We start from the raw sequence: 25765 nt of genomic DNA, 5'->3' as shown, positions 1-25765 counted from the left end.
GGGTGCCATCACGAGTGCTCGCCCTCGCCGACGACGTCCGCGTCCGCCTCGGTGTCCTCGCCGCCGTCGGGCTCTGGGCGCTCTTCCAGTGCTTCTGGAACGTCGGTGGCCCGAACATCACGGGCGACGAGGACATCTACGTCCGGGCCGGTTGGCAGTACGTGCACGGCGACTTCACCGGGAACCGCGAGCACCCGCCGACGGCGAAGTACCTGTTCGGCCTCGCGCAGTTCGTCGCCGGGCAGGGACCGACCGGCCCGCGCGTCCTCGTCGGAGTGCTGACCCTCGCGGTCGGCGTCGTGCTCTTCGTGTGGCTCCGCCGTGAGGTCGGGTGGTGGTGCGGCCTGCTCGCCGCGGCGATGTGGTGGCTCACACCCCGTGGTGCCGCGGGCCCACGCGTCGACCGCCTGGCGCTCCTCGACCCCGTGATGACGGCGTTCGCGGTCTTCGCGATCGTCGCCGCGTGGTGGTGGATCCGCAGCGAACGGGCGTGGTGGCTGGCTCCGGTCTCCGGGGTGCTCATGGCCGTCTCGGTCACGTCGAAGGTTTCGACGGTCGTCCTGCTGCCGGCGTTCCTGCTGCTGCCGTTCCTGTTCCGGGCCGTGCGGAAGGGGATCGTCGGCGGGGCGCTCTGGGCCGCGGCGTTCGCGGTCACGTTCGTGGCGCTCTACGTGCCGATGGGCATCCGGTCCGCGATCACCTACATGATCACGTTCCAGGAGGGCCAGAACACCAACGGGCACCCCATCACGATCGACGGGAAGATCTACACCTTCGCACCGTGGTGGGCGAGCCTGCAGTTCATGGCGAACGGCACCGGCGAGGTCCTGCTCCTCGTGATCGCCGTCGGGGTCCTCGCCGCCCTCATCGTCCGGTTCGACCGGCTCGTGGCGTACGTCGGCGTCGCGTTCCTGCTCATCGCCGGGTTCTACGTCGTCGTCGCGAAGATCGCGCTCCCCACGTACTACACGGCCTGGATGCCCTTCCTCCTGGTGCTCGCCGCGATCGGTCTCGCACGCCTCGCCACCGTCCCGCCGCGGTGGCTGACGGTGCCCGTGGTCCTCGTGCTCGTCGTCGCCCTCGTGGTGCCGTCGGTCCGGCTCAGCCAGGCGGTGGTCCGTGCGCACCCGACCGGGATCGCCCTGCTGCCCGGGTACCTCGACCGCGAGGGCGTGCCGGACGGGCCGATCCTCTTCGTGGCCGCGACGCCGACGCTCTTCCGCCCGTACGTCGGGGACCTCGGCTCGAACCGCCTCGACCGCGGTCCGTACGTCGCGATCGTGGTCGGCAACGACCAGCGACTGCCCGCGCCCGGCGCCGTGACGCGGCTCCTCCGCGAGGACCGCTCGGCCTTCACGACGACGTCGCTCGACGGGCTCCGGGTGTACGTGCCGAAGGACGGCCGCGTGCGGGAGTCCGGCGGGTCGCTCTCCGTCGGCTGAGACGGGGTCGCGCGGAGCGCGCGTGCGTCCGGCGGGCCGACGGTCGGCGTCGCGCCCCGCGCCCGGCGCGACCCGGTGACGGCCTGGAGGCGGGTGGCGGCGCCGCCACGCGCCTCCAGGCCGTCCCTCCGCACCAGGGGGCGACCGGCGGTGCCCCCTCGTCGGGGACCACCCGCGCGACACCGGGACGCGCTACGGTTCGGCCATGACCGTGTCGCCCACCGCCGTGCCACCGCAGCGCACCGACCGCCGCGCGCTCGTCTCGTGGGCGCTCTGGGACTGGGGGTCCGCGGCGTTCAACGCGGTCGTGACCACCTTCGTCTTCAGCACGTACCTCGCGAGTCGGGCGTTCGTCGACCCGGCGCTGGTGGCCGACACCTCGGCTGCCGGGAAGGCAGCCGTGGAGCGCGAGCTGGCGCACAACGCGGCCGTGGTCTCGACGACGCTCGCGATCGCCGGGCTCGTCGTCGCCCTCGTCGCGCCCGCGGTCGGCCGGCTCGCGGACAGCACCGGACACCGTCGACGGTCCGTCCTCATCGCGACGATCGGCATCGCGCTGTCCATCGGCGGCATGGTGTTCGTCGCCCCGAGCCAGCCCTACCTGTACCTCGGCGCCGCACTGCTCGGCATCGGCACCGTCGCGTACGAGATCGCCAGCGTCGGCTACAACGCGATGCTCGGACAGGTCGCACCCGCGGACCGTACGGGTCGGGTGTCGGCGATCGGCTGGGCCGCTGGCTACTTCGGCGGCATCGTGCTCCTGGTCGTCCTGCTCGTCCTCTGCATCCAGGACTTCGGGCGGGGCGACGTCGCAGGGCTCCTGCAGCTGCCCGCCACCGTCGCGACCGGGCAGTGGGACGTCCGCGTCGCGATCGGGATCGCCGCCGTGTGGCTCGCCGTGAGTTCAGTGCCGCTCTTCCTCGTCGTGCCCGAGGCGGCCGCCGACCGGTCCCGTGGCGGCAACGTGCTCGGGGCCTACCGCGACCTCGCACGCGACGTCGCGCGGCTGTGGCGGGAGCGCCGCAACGTCCTCGGGTTCCTCGTCGCGAGCGCCGTGTTCCGGGACGGCGTCGGCGCGGTGTTCACCTTCGGCGGGATCATCGCCGCGCAGGTGTTCGGCTTCACGCCGTCGCAGGTGATCCTGTTCGCGATCGCCGCCAACGTCGTCGCGGGGGTCGCGACGTTCGCCTCCGGGCGGCTCGACGACCGGTTCGGCTCCCGGGCGCTCATCATGGTCTCGCTGGTGGGCCTCGCGCTCTGCGGGCTCGGGGTGCTCGCCGCCGGCACCTCGTCCGCGCTGTTCTGGGTGCTCGGCCTCACCCTGGCGCTCTTCGTCGGGCCGGTGCAGGCGTCCTCGCGGGCGTACCTCGCGCGGCTCGCGACCCCCGGGCGCGAGGGCGAGCTCTTCGGGCTGTACGCCACCACCGGGCGCGCGGCGACGTTCCTCGCCCCGACGCTGTTCGCGCTCGCGGTGACGATCGGGGGATCGACGCGGTACGGGATCCTCGGCATCGTGGTGGTGCTCGTGGCGGGGTTGGTGTGCATGGCCTTCGTGCGGGCGGAGCCCGCCGGCCGTTGATCGCGTGGTGCGGTACCGCCGGCCGCTGATCGCGTGCTGCGGTACGGCGCACGGTTCGCTCGACACAGCGGTCCGGACCACCCGCCGAGCCGACGTGCGCCAGGATGGGGGCATGACCGACCAGCGCATCGCCGTCGTCGTCCTCGCCGCAGGCCAGGGCACCCGCATGAAGTCCGCCACGCCGAAGGTGCTGCACCGCCTCGCCGGACTGCCGCTCATCGCGCACGTGCTCCGCACCGCGTCGTCGCTCGAGCCCGAGCACGTCGCCGTCGTGGTCCGTCACGAGCGGGACCGCGTCGCCGCCGAGGTCGTCGAGCGTGCGCCGGGCGCCCTCGTGGTCGACCAGGACGACGTCCCCGGCACCGGCCGCGCCGTGGAGGTCGCGGTGCAGGCGCTCCCCGACGACTTCGACGGTGCCGTCGTGGTGCTCTCGGGCGACGTGCCCCTGCTCGACGCCGTGTCCCTCCGGTCCCTCGTCGACGCCCACGTCGGCGGCGGCAACGGCGCCACCTTCGTGAGCGCGATCGCCCCGGACCCCACCGGACTCGGCCGCATCGTCCGTGACGCCGACGGCGCGTTCGTCGGGGTCGTCGAGCACAAGGACGCGACGGCCGAGCAGCTGACGATCACCGAGGCGAACGCGGGCATCTACGCGTTCGACGTCACCCACCTCCGCGCGGTCCTGCCCGCGCTCACCACGGCGAACGCGCAGGGCGAGAAGTACATCACCGACGCGCCCGCGCTCATCGGCGAGCGGGGCGGGCGCATCGACGTCGTCACGCTCACCGACCCGTGGCTCGTCGCCGGCATCAACGACCGCGCGCAGCTGTCCGACGCCGCCCGCGAGCTGAACGCCCGGATCGTCCGTCGTCACCAGGTCGCCGGTGTCACCGTGCAGGACCCGGCGACGACGTGGATCGACCTCGACGTCACGATCGAGCCGGACGCCGAGGTCCTGCCGGGCACGCAGCTCGTGGGGGCCACCGCCGTCGCGTCCGGAGCCGTCGTCGGACCGGACACCACGCTCCGTGACACCGAGGTCGGCGCGGGCGCGACCGTGAACCGGGTCGACGCGACGCTCGCCGTGATCGGTGCGGGAGCCTCCGTCGGACCGTTCGCGTACCTGCGTCCGGGGACGATCCTCGGCGACCAGGGCAAGATCGGCACCTTCGTCGAGACGAAGAACGCGGTCATCGGCCGGGGCAGCAAGGTCCCGCACCTGTCGTACATCGGCGACGCCGAGGTGGGCGAGGACTCGAACATCGGCGCGAACACGATCACCGCGAACTACGACGGCGTCGCGAAGCACCGGACCGAGGTCGGGTCGAACGTCCGCACCGGGTCGCACAACGTGTTCGTCGCCCCGGTTAGGATTGGTGACGGAGCGTACACCGGCGCCGGGACCACCGTCCGCAAGGACGTCCCTGCCGGGTCGCTGGCGATCAGCTACGCCCCACAGCGCAACACCGACGGCTGGGTCGAGGAACACCGACCCGGAACGCCGGCGGCCGACGCGGCTCGGCGCGCGCGCGGCGAACAGATCTGACGGCCCCCGGGTCGATCGACACGGCCCCTCGGGGGTCAGGGAGTGAGCACGGCACTTGTCCGGAATCAAAGCCACTGGTCAGAAGCGACTCGTCCTCGTCTCGGGCCGGGCACACCCCACGCTGTCGGCGGAGATCGCGGAGGAGCTCGGTGTCGACCTCGTCCCGACCGACGCCCGCACGTTCGCGAACGGTGAGCTCTACGCGCGGTTCGACGAGTCGGTGCGCGGCTGCGACGCGTTCGTGATCCAGTCGCACACGGCGCCGATCAACGAGTGGCTCATGGAGCAGCTCATCATCGTCGACGCCCTGAAGCGTGCCTCCGCGAAGCGCATCACCGTCGTCGCGCCGTTCTACCCGTACGCCCGCCAGGACAAGAAGGGCCGTGGTCGCGAGCCGATCTCGGCCCGACTCGTCGCCGACCTCTTCAAGGCCGCGGGCGCGCACCGGATCATGAGCGTCGACCTGCACGCCGCGCAGATCCAGGGCTTCTTCGACGGCCCGGTCGACCACCTCTTCGCGATGCCCGTGCTGCTCGAGCGCTTCCAGGAGATCCTCGACCCGTCGACGCTCACCGTCGTGTCGCCGGACATGGGCCGCGTGCGGGTGGCCGACATCTGGTCGGAGAAGCTCGGCGCACCGCTGGCGATCATCCACAAGCGTCGCGACCCGCTGGTGCCGAACCAGGTGTCCGTGCACGAGATCGTCGGCGACGTGAAGGGGCGCGTCTGCCTGCTCGTCGACGACCTCATCGACACCGGCCGCACGATCGCCAAGGCCGCCGAGGCGCTCAAGGCGAACGGCGCCACCGGTGTCGTCGTCGCCGCGACGCACGCCGTGTTCTCCGACCCGGCCACCGAACTCCTGCAGAGCGAGTTCATCGACCGGGTCGTCGTCACCGACACGCTCCCGCTGCCGGAGGAGAAGCGCTGGGACCGTCTCGAGGTCCTGCCGATCGCCCCGCTCATCGCCCGCGCCATCCACGAGGTCTTCGACGACGGCTCCGTGACGTCGATGTTCGACGGCGCGGCCTGACCTGCACCGCACTCCGGTGAGTTCGGCAGCCCGGGACGCCCTCGCTGCCCGCCTCCGCGGCGGCGGCAGCGTCTACGCGGAGGACGAAGCAGACCTGCTCCTCGCTGCCGGGGACGGTGACCCCGTCCGGCTCCGCGGTCTCGTGCAGCGGCGGCTCGGCGGCGAACCGCTCGAGTACGTCCTCGGGTGGGCGGCGTTCGACGGGCACCGTGTGCGCGTGACGAGCGGCGTGTTCGTGCCCCGTGCCCGGACCGCCGCCGTCGTGGCCGAGGCGGCTCGACGACTGCACCGGTACGACCGGGTCGTCGACCTCTGCTGCGGGGCGGGTGCGATCGCCGTCGCACTGCTCGAGCGGGTCGGTGCGCTCGACCTCGTGGCGTCCGACATCGACCCCGACGCGGTCGACGTGGCGGCGGAGAACATCGGCGATCGCGGCATCGTCGTCGTGGGGGACCTGTTCGACGCCCTGCCCGAGCGCCTCCGCGGAACCGTCGACGTCATCGCGGTGAACGCGCCCTACGTCCCGACCGACGCCGTCGCGACGATGCCGACCGAGGCTCGCGACCACGAGCACCGGGTGGCCCTCGACGGCGGTCCGGACGGGCTCGATCTCCACCGACGGATCGCCGCGGGTGCGGGAGCGTGGCTCCGACCGGGCGGTGCCGTCGTCATCGAGGTGTCGGAGTCGCAGGCATCCGCGTCCGCGCGGACGTTCGATGCCAACGGGTTCGCGGCCGAGGTCGTCCACGACGACACGGTCGACGGGACGTGTGTGGTCGCGACGCTGCGACAGGACTGAGGCGGCAGCGACCGCCCGCGCTCAGGACGCGGTGACCGTCACCTCGTGCCACCCCGTCGCCCCGTTCGGTGCCGGCGGCCGCTCGACGCTCGTCTGCACCTCGCCGTCCGCACTCGTCGCGCGGACCTGCAGGCGGTGCGTGCCCTTCGTCGGCGTCCACCTCCAGAGCCACTGGCGCCACGTGTCCGCCGAGATCGAGTCGGCGAGCGTCGCGTCCTGCCACCCGCCGTCGTCCACCCGGACCTGCACGCGCTCCACCCCGGTGTGCGGGTGCCAGGCGACCCCTGCCACCGCGACCGTCGAGCCGGACCGCACGGTGCTGCCGCCGCGAGGGACGTCGATCCGCGACTCGAGCTTGACCGGCCCACGCTCCGACCAGCCCCGAGGGGTCCAGTAGCCCTGCGCGTCGGCGAACCGGGTGACCTCGAGGTCGGTCACCCACTTGGTCGCGGAGACGTACCCGAACAGCCCGGGCACGACCATGCGCACCGGGAAGCCGTGCTCGGGCGGCAGCGGCTCACCGTTCATCCCGACGGCCAGGAGCGCCGCCGTCCCGCGGTCCTGGAGGACGTCGAGCGGGGTCCCCGCGGTGAAACCGTCGGTGCTCGTGGAGAGCACCATGTCCGCGGACTCGTGCGGCCCCGCCTTCGCGAGCAGCTCGCGGATCGGGTACCCGAGCCACCGCGCGGTCCCGATGAGGTCGCCGCCGACCTCGTTCGACACGCAGCTCATGGTCGCGACGTGCTCTTCGAGCGGGAGCGCGAGCAGTTCGTCCCAGGTGACCTCGACCTCGCGGTCGACCGCGCCGTGGATCCGGAGCTTCCACGTCGCCGGGTCGACCTGGGGCACGCTCAGCGCGGTGTCGATCCGGTAGAATGCGTCGTTCGGGGTGATGACGGGCGTGATGCCCTCGACGTCGATGGACGCTCCGGCCGGCACGGCCGGGGCCGGTGTCGCGGGACTCGGCAGGCGGATCGCCCGGCGTGCGGCGACCGCTGCCTGCATGGTCGCCGTCCCCAGCCGGGAGGCACCGCCCACCACGACCGCGAGCGCCGCGGTCGCGACGCCCCAGACCAGGAACGCTCGACGCTCCGGCCCCGCGACCCGCCCCTCGGGTCCTGCAGCGCGCCCGCCGGGCTCCGCGGCACGACCGGCCGGCTCCGCGGTGACCGCTGCTGGCGCCTGTGCGGTCGGGACGCCCGCGGTTGCCTCCCACCGGCGGAGCCGGGCGAGCAGCACCCGGAGCACGATGATCGCCGCGGCCACGCCGACCACGGTGGGGGCCCCGTCGAGCGAGCCGCTCCCGGACCGGGTCGTGACGGCGAGGAGCGACAGGACACCGCCGATCGCGAACACCACCGCACCACCCGGGGGACGTCGACGTTCGAGCACACCGGCTCCGGCGCTGATCGCCACGACGAGGACGAACATCAGCACGAAGAGCGCGACCTTGTCCCCGGTGCCGAAGAGCGTGACCATCAGGTCCTTCGCGCCCCGCGGCGCGAGGTCGATCACGGCCCCGCCCACCCCGACGAGCGGGCTGCCCGCACCGCCGAGGAACACCGCCACGAGCTCGGCCGCAGCGAGGAACACGACGGCGGCGATCACGCCGACGACTGCTGCCCACGTCTTCCACACACCGCAGATCGTAGGTCGTCCCGCCCACGCGCTCGCTGGACGCTGTGCATCCGTGGAGAACGGCCGACCGCCCACGTTCACGACACGGCCAGCACACGCACCGCGATCCGTGCGACGATCAGGGGGTGCTGAGGCGACCCGACCGCGTTCCCCGGTCCGGTCGTGTGCGACGGGGCGAGCGCGCGCCGTGGTCGACGGCGCGCAAGTTCGCGGCCCTGCGCTGGACCATCGTCGGGGTCTGGGCGGCGCTGCTCGCGGTCCGCATCGTCGTGGTCACCACCTCGCCGGACACCGATCTCGTGTGGTTCGGCATCACCGAGGCCGTCGCCATCGCGGTCGGTGTGGCCCTCATCCTGTTCGCCCTCGTGCGTGCTCGCGGCGTGCGGCTCCGTCGTGAGGACGAGGCGCTCGCGCTCGCGATCCGCCGCATCGACCCGACGGTGTGGCTCGTCCCGGCGGCGCCGACGGAGGAACTGCGGCGCTCCGTGGCCGACCTCCGCCCGGGCCTCGCGCTCGGCGACCGGGTGACGTGGGCGTTCGGCGCGACCGAGGCATCGCTCTGGGAGCTCGACGAGCGTCGGGCGACCCGGATGCTCGTGATCCGGTGGTCGCGGATGGTGCACGTCGGGCTCGAGGACGAACGGACGCCGACCGGCGCGCGCGGTACCGCGGTCGTGCTGCACCACGTCCGGATGGACGACACCCCGGCCGTCGCGACGTTCTTCGTCCGTTCCGGCCCGGGCTCCCGGCGCATGGTCGGTCGGGGTCCACGGCTCGAGCGGCTCGTCGCCGATCTCGCTCGCGAACGCATCGTCGCGTAGCGAGCACCGCATGCCACGTCGCGCCGATCAGACAGGACGAGGGCCCCGCCGGTCCGGCGGGGCCCTCGTGTCGGTGCGGTCTCGTGCCGCGGTTCGGTCAGCGGCGGGCGCTCAGTGCGTCGACGGCTCCTGTTCGACCTCGCGGCGGTCGTCGTCGGACCACAGCGTGTGGAACGTGCCGTCCTTGTCGACCCGCTGGTAGGTGTGCGCGCCGAAGAAGTCCCGCTGCCCCTGGATGAGCGAGGCCGGCAGCCGGTCGGACGCGAGCGAGTCGAAGTACGCCAGCGCCGACGAGAACCCGGGCGCCGGGATCCCCGACGCTGCCGCGATCCCGACGATGCGACGCCAGGCCGCTTCACCCTCGGCGACGGCGTCCGCGAAGTACGGGTCGACCAGCAGGCTCTCGAGCGAGGGGTTCTTGTCGTACGCCTCGACGATGCGGTTGAGGAACTGTGCCCGGATGATGCAGCCACCGCGCCAGATCTTCGCGACGTTGCCGAGGTCGATGTCCCAGTCGTACTCCTTCGCCCCGGCGATGATGAGGTCGAACCCCTGCGCGTAGGCGACGACCTTCGAGGCGTAGAGCGCGGCGCGCACGTCGTCGGCGAAGGTGTCCGGGACCTCCGCGATCGACGGCCGGCTCTTCACGGACTGCTGCACGGCGGCACGCTGCGTCGGCTTCGACGACACCGCCCGGGCGAACACCGCCTCACCGATGCCGGACACGGGGATGCCGAGCCCGACCGCGTTCTGCACGGTCCAGACACCGGTGCCCTTCGACCCGGCCTCGTCGCGGATGACGTCCACGAGCGGCTTGCCCGTGTCGGCGTCCCGCTGCTTCAGGACCTCGCCGGTGATCTCGATGAGGTACGACTCGAGGTCGCCCCCGTTCCACTCGTCGAAGACCTCCACGAGCTGCTCGACGGAGAGCCCGCCGGCCCGGCGGAGCAGGTCGTACGACTCGGCGATGAGCTGCATGTCGGCGTACTCGATGCCGTTGTGCACCATCTTCACGAAGTGCCCGGCGCCGTCGGTGCCGATGTGGGTCACGCACGGCTCACCCTCGGCGACCGCGGCGATCGACTTCAGGATCGGACCGAGGGTCTCCCAGGCCTCTTTCGAGCCACCGGGCATGATCGACGGGCCCTTGAGGGCGCCCTCTTCACCACCGGAGATGCCGGTGCCGACGAAATTGAGGCCCTTCTCGCGCAGGTCGTGCTCGCGCCGGATGGTGTCGTGGAAGTTCGCGTTGCCGCCATCGACGATGATGTCGCCCTCCTCGAACCGCTCCGCGAGCTGCTCGATGACGGCGTCGGTGCCCTTGCCGGCCTGCACCATGATGATCGCGGTGCGCGGCTTCGACAGCGACGCGACGAACCCGTCGATGTCCTCCGACGCGATGAACCCGGCGTCGCCGTGCTCCTGCAGCAGCTCCTCGGTGCGGGCGTAGGTGCGGTTGTACACCGCCACCGTGTTGCCCTCGCGCGATGCGAGGTTCCGTGCGAGGTTCGAACCCATCACGGCGAGCCCGATCACGCCGATGTTCGCCTGTCCGTCGTTGTCTGCCACGAGGTCTCCTTCGTCCTGTCGTACCGGCCACCAACCTACGGCGCGCGCCCTGGGTCCGGGTGGGTGTTACGGCAACTTGGGGAGCACGTCGCCCGCCGTCAATACTGTGGAGGGATGACCGACACCGCAGTCCTCCCGCCCGTCCTCGTCATGGGGGTGTCCGGTTCGGGCAAGTCCACCATCGGAGCCGCGGTGGCGGCGGCGCTCGCGGACCGCGGGGAGCCCGCCGAGTTCGTCGACGCCGACGACCTGCACCCGGCGGCGAACAAGGAGAAGATGCGCGCCGGCACCCCGCTCACCGACGAGGACCGCTGGCCCTGGCTCGACGCGTGCGCGGCCCGCATCGCGGCGATCGAGGCGTCCGGGCACCGCGCGGTGATGGCGAACTCGGCACTCAAGCGCGCCTACCGCGACCGTCTCCGCGTCTCCGCTCCGGGGCTCGTCATCGCGTTCCTCGACGGCTCGCGCGAGCTCATCGCCGAGCGGCAGTCGCACCGGCACCACGAGTACATGCCGACCTCGCTGCTCGACTCCCAGTTCGCGACGCTGGAACGGCCGCAGCCCGACGAAGCCGCCCTCGCCGTGCCGATCGACGGGTCCGTCGACGACACGGTGCGGACGATCCTCGCGGGCCTTGCGGTCACTTCCGGCTGAGCTCGGACAGCCGAGCGCGGTACTCCTCGGCGCTGATGTCGCCCCGGGCGAACCGGTCGGCGAGGACTGCCCGCGCGTCCGACACGGCCCGCCACGACCCGCGTCGGAAGACCCCGAAAACGAGGAACACGACGAGGAACGCGAGGGAGAAGAACGCCGGGAAGACGAAGAACGGGAATCCGCCGCCGTGCCAGTACGGCCCGGTCGCGGCGGCTGCGGCGGCTGCGGTGGTGAGTGCGGTGGTGATCATGGCTGCTCCTGTGGTCGGTTCGGTCCGCCTGGTCGGCGACCGTTCCAGCGTCCGGCCTGGAGGCCCGTCACGCGTCCGCCCCGCAGCCCCACTTCCGCCTGCTCCCGCGGTCGTACGACGGGCCTTCCTGCACAGGCTCGTACTCCCGGGGGAGTAGTCCACAGGTCCCGCTCGCGCCCGATGCCGCAGTGGGCCGCCGACCCTAGGCTCGACGCATGACCGACACGACCACCGCACCCGGCATCCGGCCGGGCGGCCGAGCCCGCTTCGCGCGGGTCGGTCGGGTCGTGCCCGTCGCGATCCTCCAGGTGGTCGGCACCGTCGTCGCGTCGGGGTGGTCCGGCGGCGGTCGTGTCGGGCCACCGTGGCTCGCACACGGCGTCGCGACGGCGGCCGCGCCGGTCGAGCTCGGCCCGTCGGCGCTGGCGCTCCTCGTCGCCGGCGTCGTCGCCCTGCCGTTCCGCTGGTGGCGTCCGCGGGGCGTGCTCTGGTTCGTCCTGGCGACCACGCTCGGGTTCGCCACGGTCGTCAGCCCACGGGGGCCCTTCGTCGCCGCCGTGACCATGGCACTCGCGAACGCCTGGTTCCGCGGACGTCGGGTCGAGGTCGTCGTCGCCGCCGTGCTCGCGGTCCTCTGGCTGCCCTCCGCCGACGTCGTGCTGGGCCGCTCGCCCGCCATCGACCCAGCGGCCGTGCTGCTGGCGCTCGCGTGGGCGGTCGTGACCATCGTCGTGACCGAGCTGGTCCGGGTGCGCGTCGAACGCGCGGCCGAGCGTCGCCGTGCCCGGGCGGACGCCGAACGTCGCCGCGCGGGGGAGGAACGCGTGCGGATCGCCCGGGAGCTCCACGACTCGGTCGCACACAGCATGTCGCTGATCAACCTGCAGTCCGGGGTCGCCCTGCACCTCGGTGCAGACCTGCCGGAGTCGACGCAGCAGGCCCTCGGGAACATCCGCGACACCAGCCGCGAGGCCCTGGTGGAGCTGCGGACGATCCTCGGCGTGCTGCGGAGCGTCGACGGCGAGCCCGGGTCCGCGCGGAACCCGACGCCGGGCCTCGATCGTCTCCCGGACCTCGTCGAGCGTGCGCGGGCCGCCGGTGTCGCGGTCGACGCGGACGTCAGCGGGGACCCCGCCGCCATCGACGGCACCGTGGACCGGAGCGCCTTCCGCATCGTGCAGGAGGCCCTCACGAACGTCATGAAGCACGCTCCCGCGAACCGTGCCGAGATCTCCGTGACGATCGGGGTCGAGACGGTCGACGTCGCGGTCACCGACCAGCCCCTCGACCCGGGATCCCGAGCCTCGTCCCGCACCGCCCCGATGGGTGACTCGGGGAACGGCCTGATCGGCATGCGCGAGCGTGCGACGGCCGTCGGCGGGACGTTCCGCGCCGGACCACGCCCGGACGGCGGGTGGTCGGTCGAGGCACGCCTGCCGTCGACGACCGCACGACCGGAGGCCCCCGATGACCACTGAACCGCTGCGCGTCGCGCTCGTGGACGACCAGGTCCTCGTTCGCGCCGGGCTCCGCGCGCTCGTCGAGGCCGAGCCCGGCATGACCGTCGTCGGAGAGGCCGGGGACGGGGACGAGGCCGTCGCACTGGCGCGCCGCGAGCGACCGGACGTCGTGCTCATGGACATCCGCATGCCCGGGACCGACGGCCTCGCCGCGACCCGACGCATCTCGGCCGACCAGGACCTCGCCGCCGTGCACGTCGTCGTGCTGACCACCTTCGAGGAGGACGACTACGTCTTCGAGGCCATCCGCGGCGGCGCTGCCGGGTTCCTGGTCAAGGACACCGAGCCCGCCGAACTGCTCCGCGCCGTGCGGACGGTCGCTCTGGGGGAGTCCCTGCTGTCACCGCGTGCGACCCGCTCCCTCGTCGAGGCGTACGCGACGCACGCGAAGCCGTCCTCGCTCTCGCCGGAGCTCGATGTCCTCACCGTCCGGGAACGCGAGGTGATGCGACTCGTCGCCGCCGGGCTCTCGAACGCCGAGATCGCCGAGCGGCTCTTCGTCAGTCCGATGACCACGAAGACCCACGTCTCGCGGGCGATGATCAAGCTCGGCGCCCGCGACCGTGCGCAGCTGGTGGTCTTCGCCTACGAGACCGGACTCGTCACACCCGGCTGGACACCCTGACCATGGCCGTCGAGGTGCGTCCCGCGACGTCGTTCGACGACGTCCGGACCATGGTCGGCCCGAAGCGCCCGGACGCGAACGTCTGCTGGTGCCTGAGCTACCGCCTTCCCGGCTCGGAGAACCGGGCGCTGGCGGGGCGGGCACGCGGCGACCGCGTCCGGCGGCTGGTCGGCGAGGACCCACCGCCGGGCGTCCTCGCGTACGACGGGGACGACGTCGTCGGCTGGGCCGGCGTGCACCCACGACCCGACACGTCGTTCGCGACGAACCGCCGCATCCCCCACCTCGACGACCCGCACGACACGAGCGTCTGGTCGGTGTGGTGCCTCCGCGTCCGACCGGGGCACCGCCGGCAGGGCATCGCGCACGTCCTGCTCGCCGGCGCGGTCGACTTCGCTCGTGACCACGGTGCGCGGGTCCTCGAGGGCTACCCGGTCGACAACGGCGGCGAACGCGTGGACCTGACGATGGCCTACGTCGGCACCCGCTCGTTGTTCGAGGCCGCGGGCTTCACGGTGGCCGCCGAGACGACGTCCGTGCTCGCCGGGTTCCCCCGCGTGCTCGTACGGCACCCGCTCACAGCTTGAACGTCGCCCGCGGGATGTCCGAGACGATCCGGTGCGCCGTGCGGACCGCATCCTCCTCGGACAGCTGGTGCGTGACGACGAGCGAGGCCAGGTACGCCGCGTCCGCCCGTCGCGCCATGTCGTGCCGCGCCGGGATCGAGCAGTACGCGCGGGTGTCGTCGATGAACCCGGAGGTCTTCGTGAACGACGCCGAATCGGTGACTGCCGCCCGGTACCGCCCGATCGCCGCCGGGGTGTCGATGAACCACCAGGGCGCCCCGGCGTACACCGCGGGGTAGAACCCGGCGAGCGGGCCGATCTCGCGGGAGAACACCGTCTCGTCGACGGTGAAGAGCACGAGGTGGAACCCCGGCGCCGTCCCGAAGTCGTTGAGGAGGGGCCGGAGCGGCTCGGTGAAGGACCCGACCGCGGGCAGGTCGTGACCGGTGTCCGGCCCGAAGCGGTCGAGCGTCGGCCGGTGGTGGTTGCGCAGCACGCCGGGGTGCAACTGCATGACGAGTCCGTCGTCGACGCTCATCTCGGCCCAGCGGTAGAGCATGTCGTGTCGGTAGGCGGTGGCCTCGGCGGCGGTGACGGCGTCCGGCCCGCGCACCGCCGCGGTGTGGATGCGCTCACGCTCGGCGGCGGGCAGGGGTGCGGACCCGGCGTCGAGCACCCCGGTGTCGGTGGCCGTCGCGCCGTGCTCGATGAAGTACTGCCGCCGGGCGCGCAGCGCCGCGAGCAGGCCGTCGTGGGTGCCGGTGTCGATGCCCGCGGCCTCACCGACCGACGTCACCACGTGCCTCCAGTCCGATCGCGACGGGTCGAACACGGCGTCCGCGCGGAAGGTGGGCAGCACCCGACCGCGGAACGTGGGGTCCGCGGCGAGCCGCGCGTGCGCGGCGAGGTCGGCGTCCGGTGCGTCGGTGGTGGCGAGGACCTCGATGCCGAAGGCGTCGAAGAGGGCACGGGGCCGGAACTCGGGGGAGCGCAGGAGCGCGGCGAGGTGGTCGTACTGCTCGTCGGCGTTCTCGGCGGACGGCGCCGAGCGCAGGCCGAAGACGTCGTGGAGCTCGGTCTCGAACCAGTACCGGACGGGGGTGCCGAGGAAGTCGTCCCAGTGCGCGGCGAGGTGCCGCCAGACCTCGCGTCCGTCGACCTGCGTCCCGGAGCCCCGTCCGAGCTGGCCGAGCGGGACCCCGTTGGCGTGCAGGAGCCGGAGGACGTAGTGGTCGGGGGTGATGAGGAGCGCCGCCGGGTCCGGGAACGGTTCGTCGCCGGCGATGAGTGCCGCGTCGACGTGCCCGTGCGGGGAGATGATCGGCGCATCGGCCACCGCTTCGTACACCGACCGGGCGATGTCCCGGGCCGCCGGGTCGGCTGGCAGGAGCCGGTCGGGGTGCGGTGCCAGGGGTGTCGTGGTCGTGCTGTTCCGGGTCATCGTCGACTCCTTCAGGACGGTGGGGCGGGTTCAGGACGGACGGTGGGGCGAGGTCGGCGCCGGGCCGGTGGACTCGCGGACGGTGAGGTGGGTGGGCAGGGCGACGGCCCCGGCGGCGTGCCCGTCGGGCAGATCGTCGCCGGACGCCGAGGGCGCGGCGCCGAGCCGGCCGAGGAGCATGCGGATCGCCACCCGTCCCGCGCGCTCGATCGGCGACGTCATCGTGGTGAGCGGTGGGTTGCAGAAGTCGGCGCCGAAGATGTCGTCGCACCCCACGACCGACATGTCCTCCGGCACACGGACACCACGCTCGCGGAGTCGCGTCAGCATCCCGATCGCGATGAGGTCGTTGAACGCGATGCACGCCGTCGCCCCCGCGTTCACCGCGGCGTCGGCTGCTGCGGCGCCCGAGTCGACGAACGGGGCGTGCGGTCCGATCCGCGCGACCCGCACGCCGAGCCGCTTCGCGACCCGGACGAGCGCCCGCCACCGGCGTTCGTTCGACCAGGAGCTGTCCGGACCGGCGACGTAGAGGACGTCACGGTGCCCGAGGCTCACGAGGTGCTGCACGGCCTGCTCGACGCCGCCCGGGGTGTCGATGAGGACGGAGGGCACGCCCGCGGGCCTGCGGTTCACGACGACGAGCGGGGTGCGTTCGGCGAACCGGGCGATCTGCGCGTCGGACAGTCGGGAGGCCGTGAGCACCGCGCCGTCCGCCTTCGTGGCGATCGCGCTGAGGGCTGCGAGCTCGGCGTCGGCGGACTCCTCGGTGTCGACGAGCAGCTGCGTCCACCCCGCGGCGGAGAGCTGGTGCTGCGTCCCACGGATGACGTCGAAGTAGAAGGGGTTCGTGATGTCCGAGACGAGGACGGCGACTGCGCGGGTCCGACCGGACGTCAACGCCCGCGCCTGCGAGTTCGCGACGTAACCGAGCTCCCGGGCGGCCTGCTGGATCCGCTGCTGCGTGACGTGGTTCACGCGGTCCGGGAGTGAGAGGGCGCGGGACACCGTGGACGGTGCCACGCCGGTCGCGTCGGCGATGTCCCGGATCGTCACCCGACGGCCGACACCCGCCTCGGCATCGTCGGCGACGACGCCGGTGCTGCTGTCTGTCCTGCTCACCTGGCCGAAGCTAGGCGCTCGTGGCAACAAGTGGCAACCGGTTGCCGGATGTTGCCACGAGCGGGACAGTGGTCGGACCCGGGCAGCGCCGCCGACGGTCGGTCGTCCAGCGCAGCCCTCGGAGGTCTCGAGGAGGAAACCCCCGCATGAGGACACGAAGACTGAAGGCCCGCTCCGTGGTCGGAGCCGCCGCCGTCGTCGCGCTCGCAGCACTGTCGCTGCAGGGCTGCGCGATCGTCAACGGCAGCGGCGACGACCCGAACACGCTCCGCGTCATGATGGGCGCGGACACCACCTACCCCAAGGAACGCAAGCAGTGGCAGCAGGACGTCGCCGCCGAGTTCCAACGGACGACCGGCGCGAAGGTGCAGTGGGAGACGTACTCCTCGGCGCAGGAGGAACTCACCGCCATCCAGACGAGCGTCATCTCCGGGCAGGGCCCCGACGTGTACGCGATCGGCACCACGTTCACCCCCACCGCCTACGCCACGGGCGCGTTCGTCGAGATGGGGAAGGAGCAGTGGGACGCCGTCGGCGGCAAGGACCAGTTCGACCCGGCGTCGTTCGGCATCTCCGGCCCGAGCTCGTCGAAGCAGATCGGCATCCCGCTCGCCAGCCGGCCGTTCGTGATGGCCGTCAACAAGGACCTGCTCGCGAAGGCCGGCATCACCGAGATGCCGACCACGTGGGACCAGTTGACCGCTGACGCGGAGAAGACGACCAGCGGCGACGTGCACGGCATGGCGATCGCCTACGCCGACGGCTTCGACCCGTGGAAGTTCATCTGGGGCATGGCCCAGAACGCCGGCAACACGATCGTGTCGAAGGACGGCAAGGCCGAGATCGACGCGAAGGCCGTCGAGAACGCCTACCGCACTTACTTCGACTGGGTCACGAAGGACGGCGTCGTCGACAAGGCCGCCATCGGGTGGAACAACGCACAGGCCCTTGCGCAGTTCACCGACGGCAAGGCCGCGTTCTTCCCGATGACCACCACCACCGCGATCAACTCGTTCAAGGACACGAAGGTCGACGGCAAGTACGAGTTCGCGCTCCTGCCGACCGTCCCGCCCGGTGCGACGTCGCGCCCGAGCGACGGGATCGAGGCCGCGAGCATCCTGTCCGGCGACAACTGGGTCGTCGCCGACTACGGCAAGAAGCAGGACCTGTCGTTCGACTTCATCAAGCAGCTCAGCACGCCGAAGGCCCAGCTCGAGTACTACCGGCTGTTCGGCAACCTGCCCACGAACGCCGACGCGGCCGCGCAGCTCGCCGCCGACAACCCGCAGCTCGCGCCGATCATCCAGGCCGGCAAGCTCTCGAAGCCCACCGCCTTCACCGGCGCCTGGTCGGACATCCAGCTCGCGCTCGTCGACGTCGTCGTGCAGTCCATCCCGCAGCTCAAGAGCGGCGAGGTCAGCGACGAGCAACTCCGGTCGCGCCTCGAGGCCGCGCAACGGGACGCCCAGTCCACCCTGAACCGCCAGAAGAACGGAGGGCTGTGATGACCGCCACGCAGACCCGGCCGGAGACCGAGCGCGTCCCACGCCGAGAGATCCGGCCACACGGCAAGACGCCGCTGTACAAACGCGAGCGTCCCCTCTGGATGCTCCTCCCGGGCGGCGTCCTCATGCTCGCCGTCATCGTGGTGCCGCTCCTCGTCGGCGTGTACATCGCGATGCTCGACCTCGACCAGTACACGCTGCGGCAGTGGTTCAGCGCTCCCTTCATCGGGCTCGCGAACTTCGCGGAGGCCTTCACCGCCTCCCCACTGCTGCACTCGATCTGGATCTCGGTGTCGCTGTCGGTGCTCGTCACCGCCGTCACGGTGCCGATCGGGGTCGCCGCCGCGATCTCGACCCAGAACCGGTTCCCCGGCCGCGGGCTCGTCCGCTCGGTCTACCTCATCCCGTACGTGCTCCCCGCGTTCGTCGTCGGCACCTTCTTCCGCACCATGCTCCAGCCGCAGGGCGTCGTGAACTCGGTCCTGCACACGGACGTGCTCTGGCTGAACGGCTCGGCGTCGTACTGGGCGCTCGCCGGCGTCATGGTGTGGACGAGCTGGCCGTTCGTGTACCTGCTGTCCCTCGCCGGACTGCAGGCCGTCGACAACGAGGTCCACGAGGCAGCGGCGCTCGACGGCGTGACCTGGTGGGCGAAGCTCCGGTACATCATCTTCCCGTACCTCCGCGGGCCGCTCTCGCTCGCGGTGATCATCTCGATCCTCCACAACATCAACAACTTCACGCTCCCGTTCGTCCTGTTCGGCATCCCGCTGCCGTCGAGCGTCGAGGTGATGCCCGTACTGACCTACATCGCGAGCTTCCAGTCGTTCCGCTTCGGTCTGTCCGCGGCCATGGCGATCTGCTCGCTCGTGATCGTCGCCATCCCGCTGTTCGTCTACCTCCGGGCCGTCAAGCTCGACACCGGCGACGACGCGGGCCCCACCCGCAAGCAGCGACGGGCCGACCGGGCCACGCTCGCGGCAGCGGACCCGACCACGCTCGCGGCAGCCACCCCGGCCGCAGCGGCCGACATCGACGGAGCCCGCGCATGAGCACCCAGAGCACCTTCCGCACCCGCACCCGTCCGACCGCGACGCTGACCGAGAGCATCACGGCCCGGAGCGGCCGACCCGCGAAGCGGCCCTACGACACCGACGTCACCCGGCTCCTGCCGCGCTGGCTGCTCATCGTCGTCATCGCCGTGATCGTCGCGTTCATCGCCGTCCCGGTGTTGTACATCCTGTTCGGCTCCGTCAACTCCGACGTCGCGGTCGCCCGCGGCGAGTACTTCCCCTCCGAGTTCACGCTGGCGAACTACGTGAACATCTGGTCGACGGTCGCGCTCGGCCAGGGGCTCGTGAACTCGATCCTCACGGCCGGGGCCGTCGCCGTCGCGAGTGCGGCGCTCGCCGTGTCGACCGCGTACGTCCTCGTCCGTTTCCGGTTCCTCGGCCGCCTCACGATCCTCCGCGGGCTCCTCGCCCTGCAGTCGATCCCGGGCACGCTCCTGCTCCTGCCCGTGTTCGTCGTGTTCTCGAACATCGCGAGCGCGACCGGCGTGCAGATCATCGGCACACGCTGGGGCCTCTTCGTCACCTACCTCACCTTCGCCCTGCCGTTCTCGACCTGGGTCATGGTGACGTACCTCCGCGGCCTGCCGAAGGAGCTCGAGGAGGCCGCCCGCATCGACGGCGCCTCGAGCGGACGCATCCTCCGCAGCGTGGTCCTGCCCCTGTCGTGGCCCGGGATCGTCGTGTCCGCGATCTTCGCGTTCCTGCTCGGCTGGAACGACGTCCTGTTCTCCACGATCATGACGACCCCGAACACGCGCACCGTCGCGGTGGTGCTCCAGGTGCTCGGCACGACCCAGGAGGGCGGCGCCGTCCCGATCTACGGCCAGATGATGGCCGCGTCGATCGTCTGCGCCGTGCCGGTCGTCGCGCTCTACCTCATCTTCCAGCGCTACCTGGTCGGCGGCCTCACGGCCGGCTCGGTGAAGTAGCGACAGTTCTCCACAGACTGCCTGGAGGCGCGGTGCCAGCCCGCCCCGCGCCACCAGGCTGGTCTTCCGGTCACCATGAAGGGAACGCAATGACCCAGCCCAGTTGGGAACTCTCCGGGTTCGGCGACGAGATCGACGCCGACCCGGCGATCCAGGTCGCCGTGCTGCAGGCGCTCGGCGCCAGCGCCATCGAGGTGCGGAGCGCCTGGGGGGTGAACGTCGTCGACCTCGACGACGACCAGCTCGCCGGACTCCACCGCCTCTTCGAGGAGCGCGGGCAGACCGTGTCCGCCATCGCCTCGCCGATCGGCAAGGTGTCCGTCGACGAACCCGTCGAGCACGAGGTCGGCCGGCTCGGTCGAGCGATCGCCGCGGCGCACGCCCTCGGCACCACGAACATCCGGATCTTCTCGTTCTACTTCGAGGGCCGGGCGCACGAAGCCGTCCGCGACGACGTCCTCGTCCGGATGCAGGCGCTCGCCGACCTTGCTTCGCGGGAAGGGGTGACGCTGCTCCACGAGAACGAGAAGGACATCTACGGCGACGTCCCCGCTCGCGTGCTGGACATCGTCGAGAGCGTCGGCTCGTCGTCGCTGCGGCTCGCCTGGGACAACGCGAACTACGTCCAGTGCGGCGTCCGCCCCTTCACCGACGGCTGGCAACGCCTCGCCCCCTACGTCGACTACCTGCAGGTCAAGGACGCCCTCGCGGTCGACTCGTCCGTCGTGCCGGCGGGCGAGGGTGACGGCGAACTCCTGGAGACCCTGACCGCGCTCCGCGACGCCGGGTACTCCGGGTACGCGTCCCTCGAACCGCACCTCAGCGACTTCACCTCCCTCGGCGGGTTCTCCGGTCCCGCGGCCTTCGGTCGCGCCGGACGCGCCTTCCGCTCCCTCACCGACCAGATCGGAGTCACCCTGCGATGACCACCCCACTGAAGTTGGCAGTCGTCGGCGCCGGCGTCATCGGACGCCACCACGCCCGCGTCGCCGTGCAGCACCCGGACCTCGAGGTCGTCGCCCTCATCGACGCGATCCCCGCCGCGGCCACGAGCGCCGCGGACGAGCTCGAGTCGATGGGCGTCACGCGACCGATCACGACGTCCACCATCGAGGACGCGATCGAACAGGCCGACATCGACGTCGTCGCGATCTGTTCGCCGTCCGGCATGCACGTCCAGCTCGCCGAGGCAGCACTCGCCGCCGGCAAGCACGTCGTCATCGAGAAGCCCCTCGACACCACGATGCCGCGGGCCCGGCAGATCGCCGCGCTCGCCGCGGACGCCCGCTCGCGTGGGTTGGTGACGAGTGTGATCAGCCAGCACCGCTTCGACCCGGCCTCGGTCGCCGTCGCCGGGGCCGCGCACGACGGCTCGTTCGGCACGGTCACCTCGGGCGTCGCGAGCGTCGCCTGGTACCGCTCGCAGGGGTACTACGACTCGGGCGACTGGCGGGGCACGTGGGACCTCGACGGCGGCGGCGCGGTGATGAACCAGGGCGTGCACACCGTCGACCTGCTCGTCTGGGCGCTCGGTCGTCCGGAGGAGATCTCGGCGCAGACCGGGCTCCTCGCCCACGACCGGATCGAGGTCGAGGACACCGCGGTCGCCACCGTCCGGTTCCGGAACGGCGCCCTCGGGGTCATCCACTGCACGACCGCCGCCTACCCGGGCCTCTCCGCCCGGTACGCGGTCTACGGCACGCACGGTTCGGCGATCGTCGACGACGACCGGCTCGCCTACTTCCACGTCGCGCCCGACTCCGCGACGCTCGAGTCCGCGTCCACCACCGCGAACGCCACCGCCGTCGCGGACGCCGTCGACCAGAAGTCCGACGTCGTCCCGCCCGAGCACGTCGTCGGCGGCCCGACCGAGCCCGACCACTTCGCCGCCGGCCACGCACGGCAGTACACCGACATCGCGGCCGCGATCCGCGAGGGCCGCGAGCCCGGCGTGACCGTCGACGCCGCCCTCGTGTCCCTCGCGACCGTCCGCGGGCTCTACGTCAGCGCGACGCTCGGCAAGCCGGTCCGGATCGACGACGTCATCGACGGCACGTACGACGACGTGGTGCCGGTCGTCGGCGCCGGAGCCCACACCGAAGGAGCAGTCTCGTGAAGTTCTCCGTGTTCACCGCCTCCACCCCGGACTGGACGCCCACAGAGGCGGCGCAGACCCTCGCCGGACAGGGGTGGGACGGCATCGAGTGGCGTGTCGTCGACGACCGCCCCGCCGACGGCGCAGAGGTGCCCCCCGGCCGGTCGTTCTGGGCCGGCAACAAGTCGACGTGGCAGTTCACCGGCATCGCCGACCGGGTCGGCGAGATCGCCAGCACCACCGACGCAGCTGGGCTCGAGTACTCCGGCATCGGCGGCTACCAGCAGGTGTCCGACCGAGAGGGCGTCGAGACGATGCTCCGCGTCACCGCCGAACTCGGTGCCCGGCAGGTCCGCGTGACGATGCCGATGTACCGCGCCGAGAAGGAGCGCACCGGCGAGACCTACACCGCGATGTTCGACCGCACCCGGGCCGACCTCGAGTGGGCGACCGCGCGTGCTGCCGAACTCGGCGTCAAGGCGCTCGTCGAGCTGCACCACATGACGATCACCCCGTCGGCGTCGGCGGCCCTCCGGCTCGTCGACGGCCTCGACCCGGAGCACGTCGGCGTCATCCACGACCTCGGCAACCTCGTCATCGAGGGGCAGGAGGACCACCTCGCCGCGTTCGAGCTCCTCGGCCCGTACCTGGCACACGCCCACGTGAAGAACGCGCGCTGGGTCGACACCGGCGACACCCGGGCCGACGGCAGCCGGGTCTGGCAGAACGAGTGGGCACCCCTGCGTGACGGTCAGGCCTCGGTCGCCGATTACCTGGACGCCCTGCGGCAGCACGGGTACGACGGCTGGGTCACGATCGAGGACTTCTCCACCGACCTCCCGCTCACGGAGCGCACGGCCGATAACCTCGCGTACCTCCGGTCCCTCGTCCCGGTGACCGCATGACCGACCGCCGCGCCGGCATCGTCCACCTCGGCATCGGTGCGTTCGCGCGCGCCCACCTCGCCTGGTACACGGGTCGCACGGACGGCGAGCGGTGGGGGATCACCGCCTTCACCGGGCGCTCACCCGAGGTCGCCGAGGCGCTCGACGCACAGGACTGCCGCTACACCCTCGTGACCCGCGGCGCGGACGGCGACACCGCCGAGGTGGTCGACACGGTCATGGCGGCCCACCCCGGCAGTGACGACACGGCCTGGAGGCACGTGGTCGCGTCCCCGGAGACCACCGTCGTCACGCTGACGGTTACCGAACAGGGCTACCGGTCCGGCTCCGACGTCCCGGCGCGGCTCGTCGCGGGGCTCGACGCCCGGCGTGCCGCCGGCGCCGGGCGGATCGCCCTCGTGTCGCTCGACAACCTGACGCGGGGCGGCGAGGTGCTGCGGAACGCCGTCACGTCAGCCGTGTCCGACGCCGAGCTGCTGGCGTGGATCGAGGCGAACGTCGCGTTCCCGTCGTCGATGGTCGACCGGATCACGCCGGCCACGACCGCGGCCGACGTGGACGACCTCGCCGGGCTCCCGGGAGCGCTCGAGGGCGACCGGGTGCCCGTGGTCACCGAGCCCTTCGCCGAGTGGGTGCTCGAGGACCGCTTCGACGGCATCGACCGGCCCGCGTGGGAGACCGCGGGTGTGCGGCTCGTCGACGACGTCACCCCGTACGAGCAGCGGAAGCTCTGGCTGCTCAACGGGTCCCACTCCCTGCTCGCGTACCTCGGTCTCCTGCTCGGGCACGAGACCGTGGCGCAGGCGATGGACGACCCCCGGTGCCGTGCGGCCGTCGAACAGCTCTGGGACGAAGCCGCCGCCGAGCTCCCGCTGCCGGACGCCGAGGTCGACGCCGTCCGCGCCGCCCTCGTCGAGCGGTTCGCGAACCCGCGCATCCGGCACACCCTCCGGCAGATCGCGTCCGGGGGCTCGCAGAAGCTCCCGGTCCGGGTGGGCGACGTGCTGCGGCACCGACTCGCCCGCGATCCCGACGCCGGCATCGGTCCCGGCGCGGCCACGGCCCTCGCGGCGTGGTGGCTGCACCTGACCGAGCAGCCCGAGTTCGTGGACGACGCCGGAGCCCCCGGGCCAGACTCGGACGTGCACGACGTCCTGGGGGTCGTCGCGCCCGACCTCGACACCACCCCCGTGGTGGCCGCCGTCACCGCGGCCGCCAAACGCATCCGCACCGCCGCGGCTCCCACGCGCGGCACCGTCGACGAAGGAGTCCACGCATGACCGACACCGGCACCACGAACCCCGCCGCACCCGTCCCCGGTGCGACCGACGCCGGCGCCGCGACGGACCCGACCGCCGGGCGTCCGGACACGTGGGCGTCGACCGACCGCGGGCAGCTCATCGACCGCGCCGAGGTCATCGTCACGAGCCCGAACCGCAACTTCGTCACACTGAAGATCACCACCGCGGACGGGGTCACCGGGCTGGGCGACGCGACCCTCAACGGCCGCGAGCTCGCCGTCGCGGCGTACCTGTCCGAGCACGTCGTCCCGCTGCTCGTCGGTCGCGACGCCAGCCGGATCGAGGACGCCTGGCAGTTCCTCTACCGCTCGTCGTACTGGCGCCGGGGACCGGTCACGATGGCCGCGATCGCCGCCGTCGACATGGCCCTCTGGGACATCAAGGGCAAGGTCGCCGGGATGCCCCTCTACCAGCTGCTCGGCGGTGCCTCCCGCACCGGGCTCATGGCCTACGGGCACGCATCCGGCAAGGAGCTCCCGGAGCTGTTCGACTCCATCCGCGAGCACCAGGAAGAGGGCTACCGCTCGATCCGCGTCCAGACCGGCGTCCCCGGGCTGGAGAGCATCTACGGCATCGCCTCGAACACGACCACCGAGGGCAACGCGGGTGTCCGGTACGACTTCGAGCCGGCGCAGCGCGGGGCCTTCCCGGCGATGGAGGACTGGGACACCCGCGCCTACCTCCGCCACGTGCCCACCGTGTTCGAAGCCGTGCGGAACGAGTTCGGCCCCGAGCTCCCGCTGCTGCACGACGGGCACCACCGGATGACCCCGCTGCAGGCCGCGAAGCTCGGCAAGAGCCTCGAGCCGTACGACCTGTTCTGGCTCGAGGACTGCACCCCCGCCGAGAACCAGGAGGCCCTCAAGCTCGTCCGGCAGCACACCACGACGCCGCTCGCGATCGGTGAGGTGTTCAACACGATCTGGGACTTCAAGGACATCATCCGCGACCAGCTCATCGACTACGTCCGCGGTGCCGTCACGCACATGGGCGGCATCTCCCCGCTGCGCAAGACGATGGACTACGCCGCGATGTACCAGATCAAGTCCGGGTTCCACGGGCCGACCGACATCTCCCCGGTCGGTCTCGCCGCCCAGATGCACCTCGGGCTCGCGATCCACAACTTCGGCATCCAGGAGTACATGCAGCACGGCCCGAAGACGAACCAGGTGTTCCGGCAGACGTTCACCTTCACCGACGGCTACCTCCACCCGGGCGACGAACCGGGTCTCGGTGTCTCGCTCGACGTCGACGAGGCCGGCAAGTACCCGTACGAGCAGGCGTACCTGCCGTTCAACCGTCTCGCCGACGGCACCGTCCACGACTGGTGACCCACCGGCGGAACGCGGGCA

General features: G+C 72.0%; 23 protein-coding genes. 18 read left to right on the top strand and 5 right to left on the bottom strand.

What is annotated here, in order from left to right:
* Positions 1–2 precede the first annotated feature (2 nt).
* The 5 genes from ACIPYW_RS02010 to ACIPYW_RS01990 all read left to right on the top strand — a co-directional run bounded on the left by ACIPYW_RS02010 (position 3) and on the right by ACIPYW_RS01990 (position 6399).
* Positions 3–1442 carry a hypothetical protein gene (locus tag ACIPYW_RS02010; RefSeq protein ID WP_400410308.1) on the top strand — a complete coding sequence of 480 codons (1440 nt, stop codon included), beginning with the start codon at positions 3–5 and terminating at the stop codon, positions 1440–1442.
* A gap of 205 nt (positions 1443–1647) precedes the next feature.
* Entirely contained in the window at positions 1648–3021 is a 1374-nt protein-coding gene (locus ACIPYW_RS02005) for an MFS transporter (protein WP_400410306.1), read from the top strand.
* A 112-nt stretch (positions 3022–3133) separates the two neighbouring features.
* Positions 3134–4567 (top strand): bifunctional UDP-N-acetylglucosamine diphosphorylase/glucosamine-1-phosphate N-acetyltransferase GlmU, encoded by a 1434-nt coding sequence (gene glmU / locus ACIPYW_RS02000; RefSeq protein WP_400410304.1) that lies wholly within the window; start codon positions 3134–3136, stop codon positions 4565–4567.
* Between the two features lie 55 nt (positions 4568–4622).
* Positions 4623–5600 carry a ribose-phosphate diphosphokinase gene (locus tag ACIPYW_RS01995; RefSeq protein WP_290132628.1) on the top strand — a complete coding sequence of 326 codons (978 nt, stop codon included), beginning with the start codon at positions 4623–4625 and terminating at the stop codon, positions 5598–5600.
* Positions 5601–5616: 16 nt separating this feature from the next.
* Positions 5617–6399 (top strand): putative protein N(5)-glutamine methyltransferase, encoded by a 783-nt coding sequence (locus ACIPYW_RS01990; protein WP_400410302.1) that lies wholly within the window; start codon positions 5617–5619, stop codon positions 6397–6399.
* A 21-nt stretch (positions 6400–6420) separates the two neighbouring features.
* Here ACIPYW_RS01990 and ACIPYW_RS01985 read toward each other — a convergent pair whose 3' ends face one another.
* Complete coding sequence (locus ACIPYW_RS01985; RefSeq protein ID WP_400410300.1) at positions 6421–8037, bottom strand: molybdopterin-dependent oxidoreductase; 1617 nt, start codon at positions 8035–8037, stop codon at positions 6421–6423.
* A 125-nt stretch (positions 8038–8162) separates the two neighbouring features.
* On the opposite strand from ACIPYW_RS01985, the gene ACIPYW_RS01980 reads away from it, so the two are divergent.
* Positions 8163–8858 carry a hypothetical protein gene (locus tag ACIPYW_RS01980; RefSeq protein ID WP_400410298.1) on the top strand — a complete coding sequence of 232 codons (696 nt, stop codon included), beginning with the start codon at positions 8163–8165 and terminating at the stop codon, positions 8856–8858.
* A gap of 111 nt (positions 8859–8969) precedes the next feature.
* On the opposite strand, the gene gndA is transcribed toward ACIPYW_RS01980, so the two are convergent.
* Complete coding sequence (gene gndA / locus ACIPYW_RS01975) at positions 8970–10427, bottom strand: NADP-dependent phosphogluconate dehydrogenase (protein WP_290132624.1); 1458 nt, start codon at positions 10425–10427, stop codon at positions 8970–8972.
* Positions 10428–10541: 114 nt separating this feature from the next.
* Here gndA and ACIPYW_RS01970 point away from each other — a divergent pair, with 114 nt between their 5' ends.
* A complete protein-coding gene (locus tag ACIPYW_RS01970) occupies positions 10542–11081 on the top strand; it encodes a gluconokinase (RefSeq protein ID WP_400410296.1) in 540 nt (179 codons plus the stop codon).
* Here ACIPYW_RS01970 and ACIPYW_RS01965 read toward each other — a convergent pair.
* On the bottom strand, positions 11068–11331 hold the full coding sequence (locus ACIPYW_RS01965) for an SHOCT domain-containing protein (RefSeq protein WP_400410295.1): 264 nt from the start codon (positions 11329–11331) through the stop codon (positions 11068–11070). The two genes, ACIPYW_RS01970 and ACIPYW_RS01965, sit on opposite strands and share 14 nt — an antisense overlap.
* 215 nt (positions 11332–11546) lie before the next feature.
* Between ACIPYW_RS01965 and ACIPYW_RS01960 the strand changes: the two genes are divergently transcribed.
* Genes ACIPYW_RS01960 through ACIPYW_RS01950 form a run of 3 tightly spaced genes read left to right on the top strand, consistent with a single transcriptional unit; the run spans position 11547 to position 14063 of the window.
* On the top strand, positions 11547–12809 hold the full coding sequence (locus ACIPYW_RS01960; RefSeq protein ID WP_400410293.1) for a sensor histidine kinase: 1263 nt from the start codon (positions 11547–11549) through the stop codon (positions 12807–12809).
* On the top strand, positions 12799–13476 hold the full coding sequence (locus tag ACIPYW_RS01955) for a response regulator (protein WP_400410292.1): 678 nt from the start codon (positions 12799–12801) through the stop codon (positions 13474–13476). The genes ACIPYW_RS01960 and ACIPYW_RS01955 overlap by 11 nt, the downstream gene beginning before the upstream one ends.
* A gap of 2 nt (positions 13477–13478) precedes the next feature.
* Positions 13479–14063 (top strand): GNAT family N-acetyltransferase, encoded by a 585-nt coding sequence (locus ACIPYW_RS01950; protein ID WP_400410290.1) that lies wholly within the window; start codon positions 13479–13481, stop codon positions 14061–14063.
* Here the strand turns inward: ACIPYW_RS01950 and uxaC are convergent.
* Entirely contained in the window at positions 14053–15483 is a 1431-nt protein-coding gene (uxaC, locus tag ACIPYW_RS01945) for a glucuronate isomerase (protein WP_400410288.1), read from the bottom strand. The genes ACIPYW_RS01950 and uxaC overlap by 11 nt on opposite strands.
* Before the next feature lie 30 nt (positions 15484–15513).
* Positions 15514–16605: a LacI family DNA-binding transcriptional regulator gene (locus ACIPYW_RS01940; RefSeq protein WP_400410286.1), complete on the bottom strand. Its 1092-nt coding sequence runs from the start codon at positions 16603–16605 to the stop codon at positions 15514–15516.
* A gap of 146 nt (positions 16606–16751) precedes the next feature.
* Between ACIPYW_RS01940 and ACIPYW_RS01935 the strand changes: the two genes are divergently transcribed.
* From ACIPYW_RS01935 to manD, 8 genes are all read left to right on the top strand, one after another.
* A complete protein-coding gene (locus ACIPYW_RS01935; protein WP_400410284.1) occupies positions 16752–18110 on the top strand; it encodes an ABC transporter substrate-binding protein in 1359 nt (452 codons plus the stop codon).
* On the top strand, positions 18110–19162 hold the full coding sequence (locus ACIPYW_RS01930; RefSeq protein WP_400410282.1) for a carbohydrate ABC transporter permease: 1053 nt from the start codon (positions 18110–18112) through the stop codon (positions 19160–19162). Before ACIPYW_RS01935 ends, ACIPYW_RS01930 begins: the two co-directional genes overlap by 1 nt.
* The gene (locus ACIPYW_RS01925; RefSeq protein WP_242863078.1) at positions 19159–20112 is read left to right on the top strand and encodes a carbohydrate ABC transporter permease; all 954 of its coding nucleotides are present in this window, start codon (positions 19159–19161) and stop codon (positions 20110–20112) included. The genes ACIPYW_RS01930 and ACIPYW_RS01925 overlap by 4 nt, the downstream gene beginning before the upstream one ends.
* Positions 20113–20201: 89 nt before the next feature.
* Positions 20202–21038: a sugar phosphate isomerase/epimerase family protein gene (locus ACIPYW_RS01920; RefSeq protein WP_400410280.1), complete on the top strand. Its 837-nt coding sequence runs from the start codon at positions 20202–20204 to the stop codon at positions 21036–21038.
* Positions 21035–22228, top strand: a complete 1194-nt coding sequence (locus ACIPYW_RS01915) for a Gfo/Idh/MocA family protein (protein ID WP_400410278.1) — start codon at positions 21035–21037, stop codon at positions 22226–22228. Before ACIPYW_RS01920 ends, ACIPYW_RS01915 begins: the two co-directional genes overlap by 4 nt.
* Positions 22225–23112 carry a sugar phosphate isomerase/epimerase family protein gene (locus ACIPYW_RS01910; protein ID WP_400410276.1) on the top strand — a complete coding sequence of 296 codons (888 nt, stop codon included), beginning with the start codon at positions 22225–22227 and terminating at the stop codon, positions 23110–23112. The genes ACIPYW_RS01915 and ACIPYW_RS01910 overlap by 4 nt, the downstream gene beginning before the upstream one ends.
* On the top strand, positions 23109–24392 hold the full coding sequence (locus ACIPYW_RS01905) for a mannitol dehydrogenase family protein (protein WP_400410274.1): 1284 nt from the start codon (positions 23109–23111) through the stop codon (positions 24390–24392). The genes ACIPYW_RS01910 and ACIPYW_RS01905 overlap by 4 nt, the downstream gene beginning before the upstream one ends.
* Entirely contained in the window at positions 24389–25744 is a 1356-nt protein-coding gene (manD, locus tag ACIPYW_RS01900; protein ID WP_400410272.1) for a D-mannonate dehydratase ManD, read from the top strand. The genes ACIPYW_RS01905 and manD overlap by 4 nt, the downstream gene beginning before the upstream one ends.
* The last annotated feature ends 21 nt before the right edge of the window (positions 25745–25765 follow it).

It is taken from the genome of Curtobacterium sp. NPDC089689, from assembly GCF_044749145.1.
Taxonomy (GTDB): domain Bacteria; phylum Actinomycetota; class Actinomycetes; order Actinomycetales; family Microbacteriaceae; genus Curtobacterium.
This window is presented reverse-complemented; position numbering and strand designations above follow the sequence as displayed.

Coding starts and splice junctions, on each gene's coding strand:
- ACIPYW_RS02005 (WP_400410306.1), top strand. CDS start 1,648: ATGACCGTGTCGCCCACCGCCGTGCCACCGCAGCGCACCGACCGCCGC.
- glmU (WP_400410304.1), top strand. CDS start 3,134: ATGACCGACCAGCGCATCGCCGTCGTCGTCCTCGCCGCAGGCCAGGGC.
- ACIPYW_RS01970 (WP_400410296.1), top strand. CDS start 10,542: ATGACCGACACCGCAGTCCTCCCGCCCGTCCTCGTCATGGGGGTGTCC.
- ACIPYW_RS01965 (WP_400410295.1), bottom strand. CDS start 11,331: ATGATCACCACCGCACTCACCACCGCAGCCGCCGCAGCCGCCGCGACC.
- ACIPYW_RS01960 (WP_400410293.1), top strand. CDS start 11,547: ATGACCGACACGACCACCGCACCCGGCATCCGGCCGGGCGGCCGAGCC.
- ACIPYW_RS01955 (WP_400410292.1), top strand. CDS start 12,799: ATGACCACTGAACCGCTGCGCGTCGCGCTCGTGGACGACCAGGTCCTC.
- ACIPYW_RS01950 (WP_400410290.1), top strand. CDS start 13,479: ATGGCCGTCGAGGTGCGTCCCGCGACGTCGTTCGACGACGTCCGGACC.
- uxaC (WP_400410288.1), bottom strand. CDS start 15,483: ATGACCCGGAACAGCACGACCACGACACCCCTGGCACCGCACCCCGAC.
- ACIPYW_RS01935 (WP_400410284.1), top strand. CDS start 16,752: ATGAGGACACGAAGACTGAAGGCCCGCTCCGTGGTCGGAGCCGCCGCC.
- ACIPYW_RS01930 (WP_400410282.1), top strand. CDS start 18,110: ATGACCGCCACGCAGACCCGGCCGGAGACCGAGCGCGTCCCACGCCGA.
- ACIPYW_RS01925 (WP_242863078.1), top strand. CDS start 19,159: ATGAGCACCCAGAGCACCTTCCGCACCCGCACCCGTCCGACCGCGACG.
- ACIPYW_RS01920 (WP_400410280.1), top strand. CDS start 20,202: ATGACCCAGCCCAGTTGGGAACTCTCCGGGTTCGGCGACGAGATCGAC.
- ACIPYW_RS01915 (WP_400410278.1), top strand. CDS start 21,035: ATGACCACCCCACTGAAGTTGGCAGTCGTCGGCGCCGGCGTCATCGGA.
- ACIPYW_RS01905 (WP_400410274.1), top strand. CDS start 23,109: ATGACCGACCGCCGCGCCGGCATCGTCCACCTCGGCATCGGTGCGTTC.
- manD (WP_400410272.1), top strand. CDS start 24,389: ATGACCGACACCGGCACCACGAACCCCGCCGCACCCGTCCCCGGTGCG.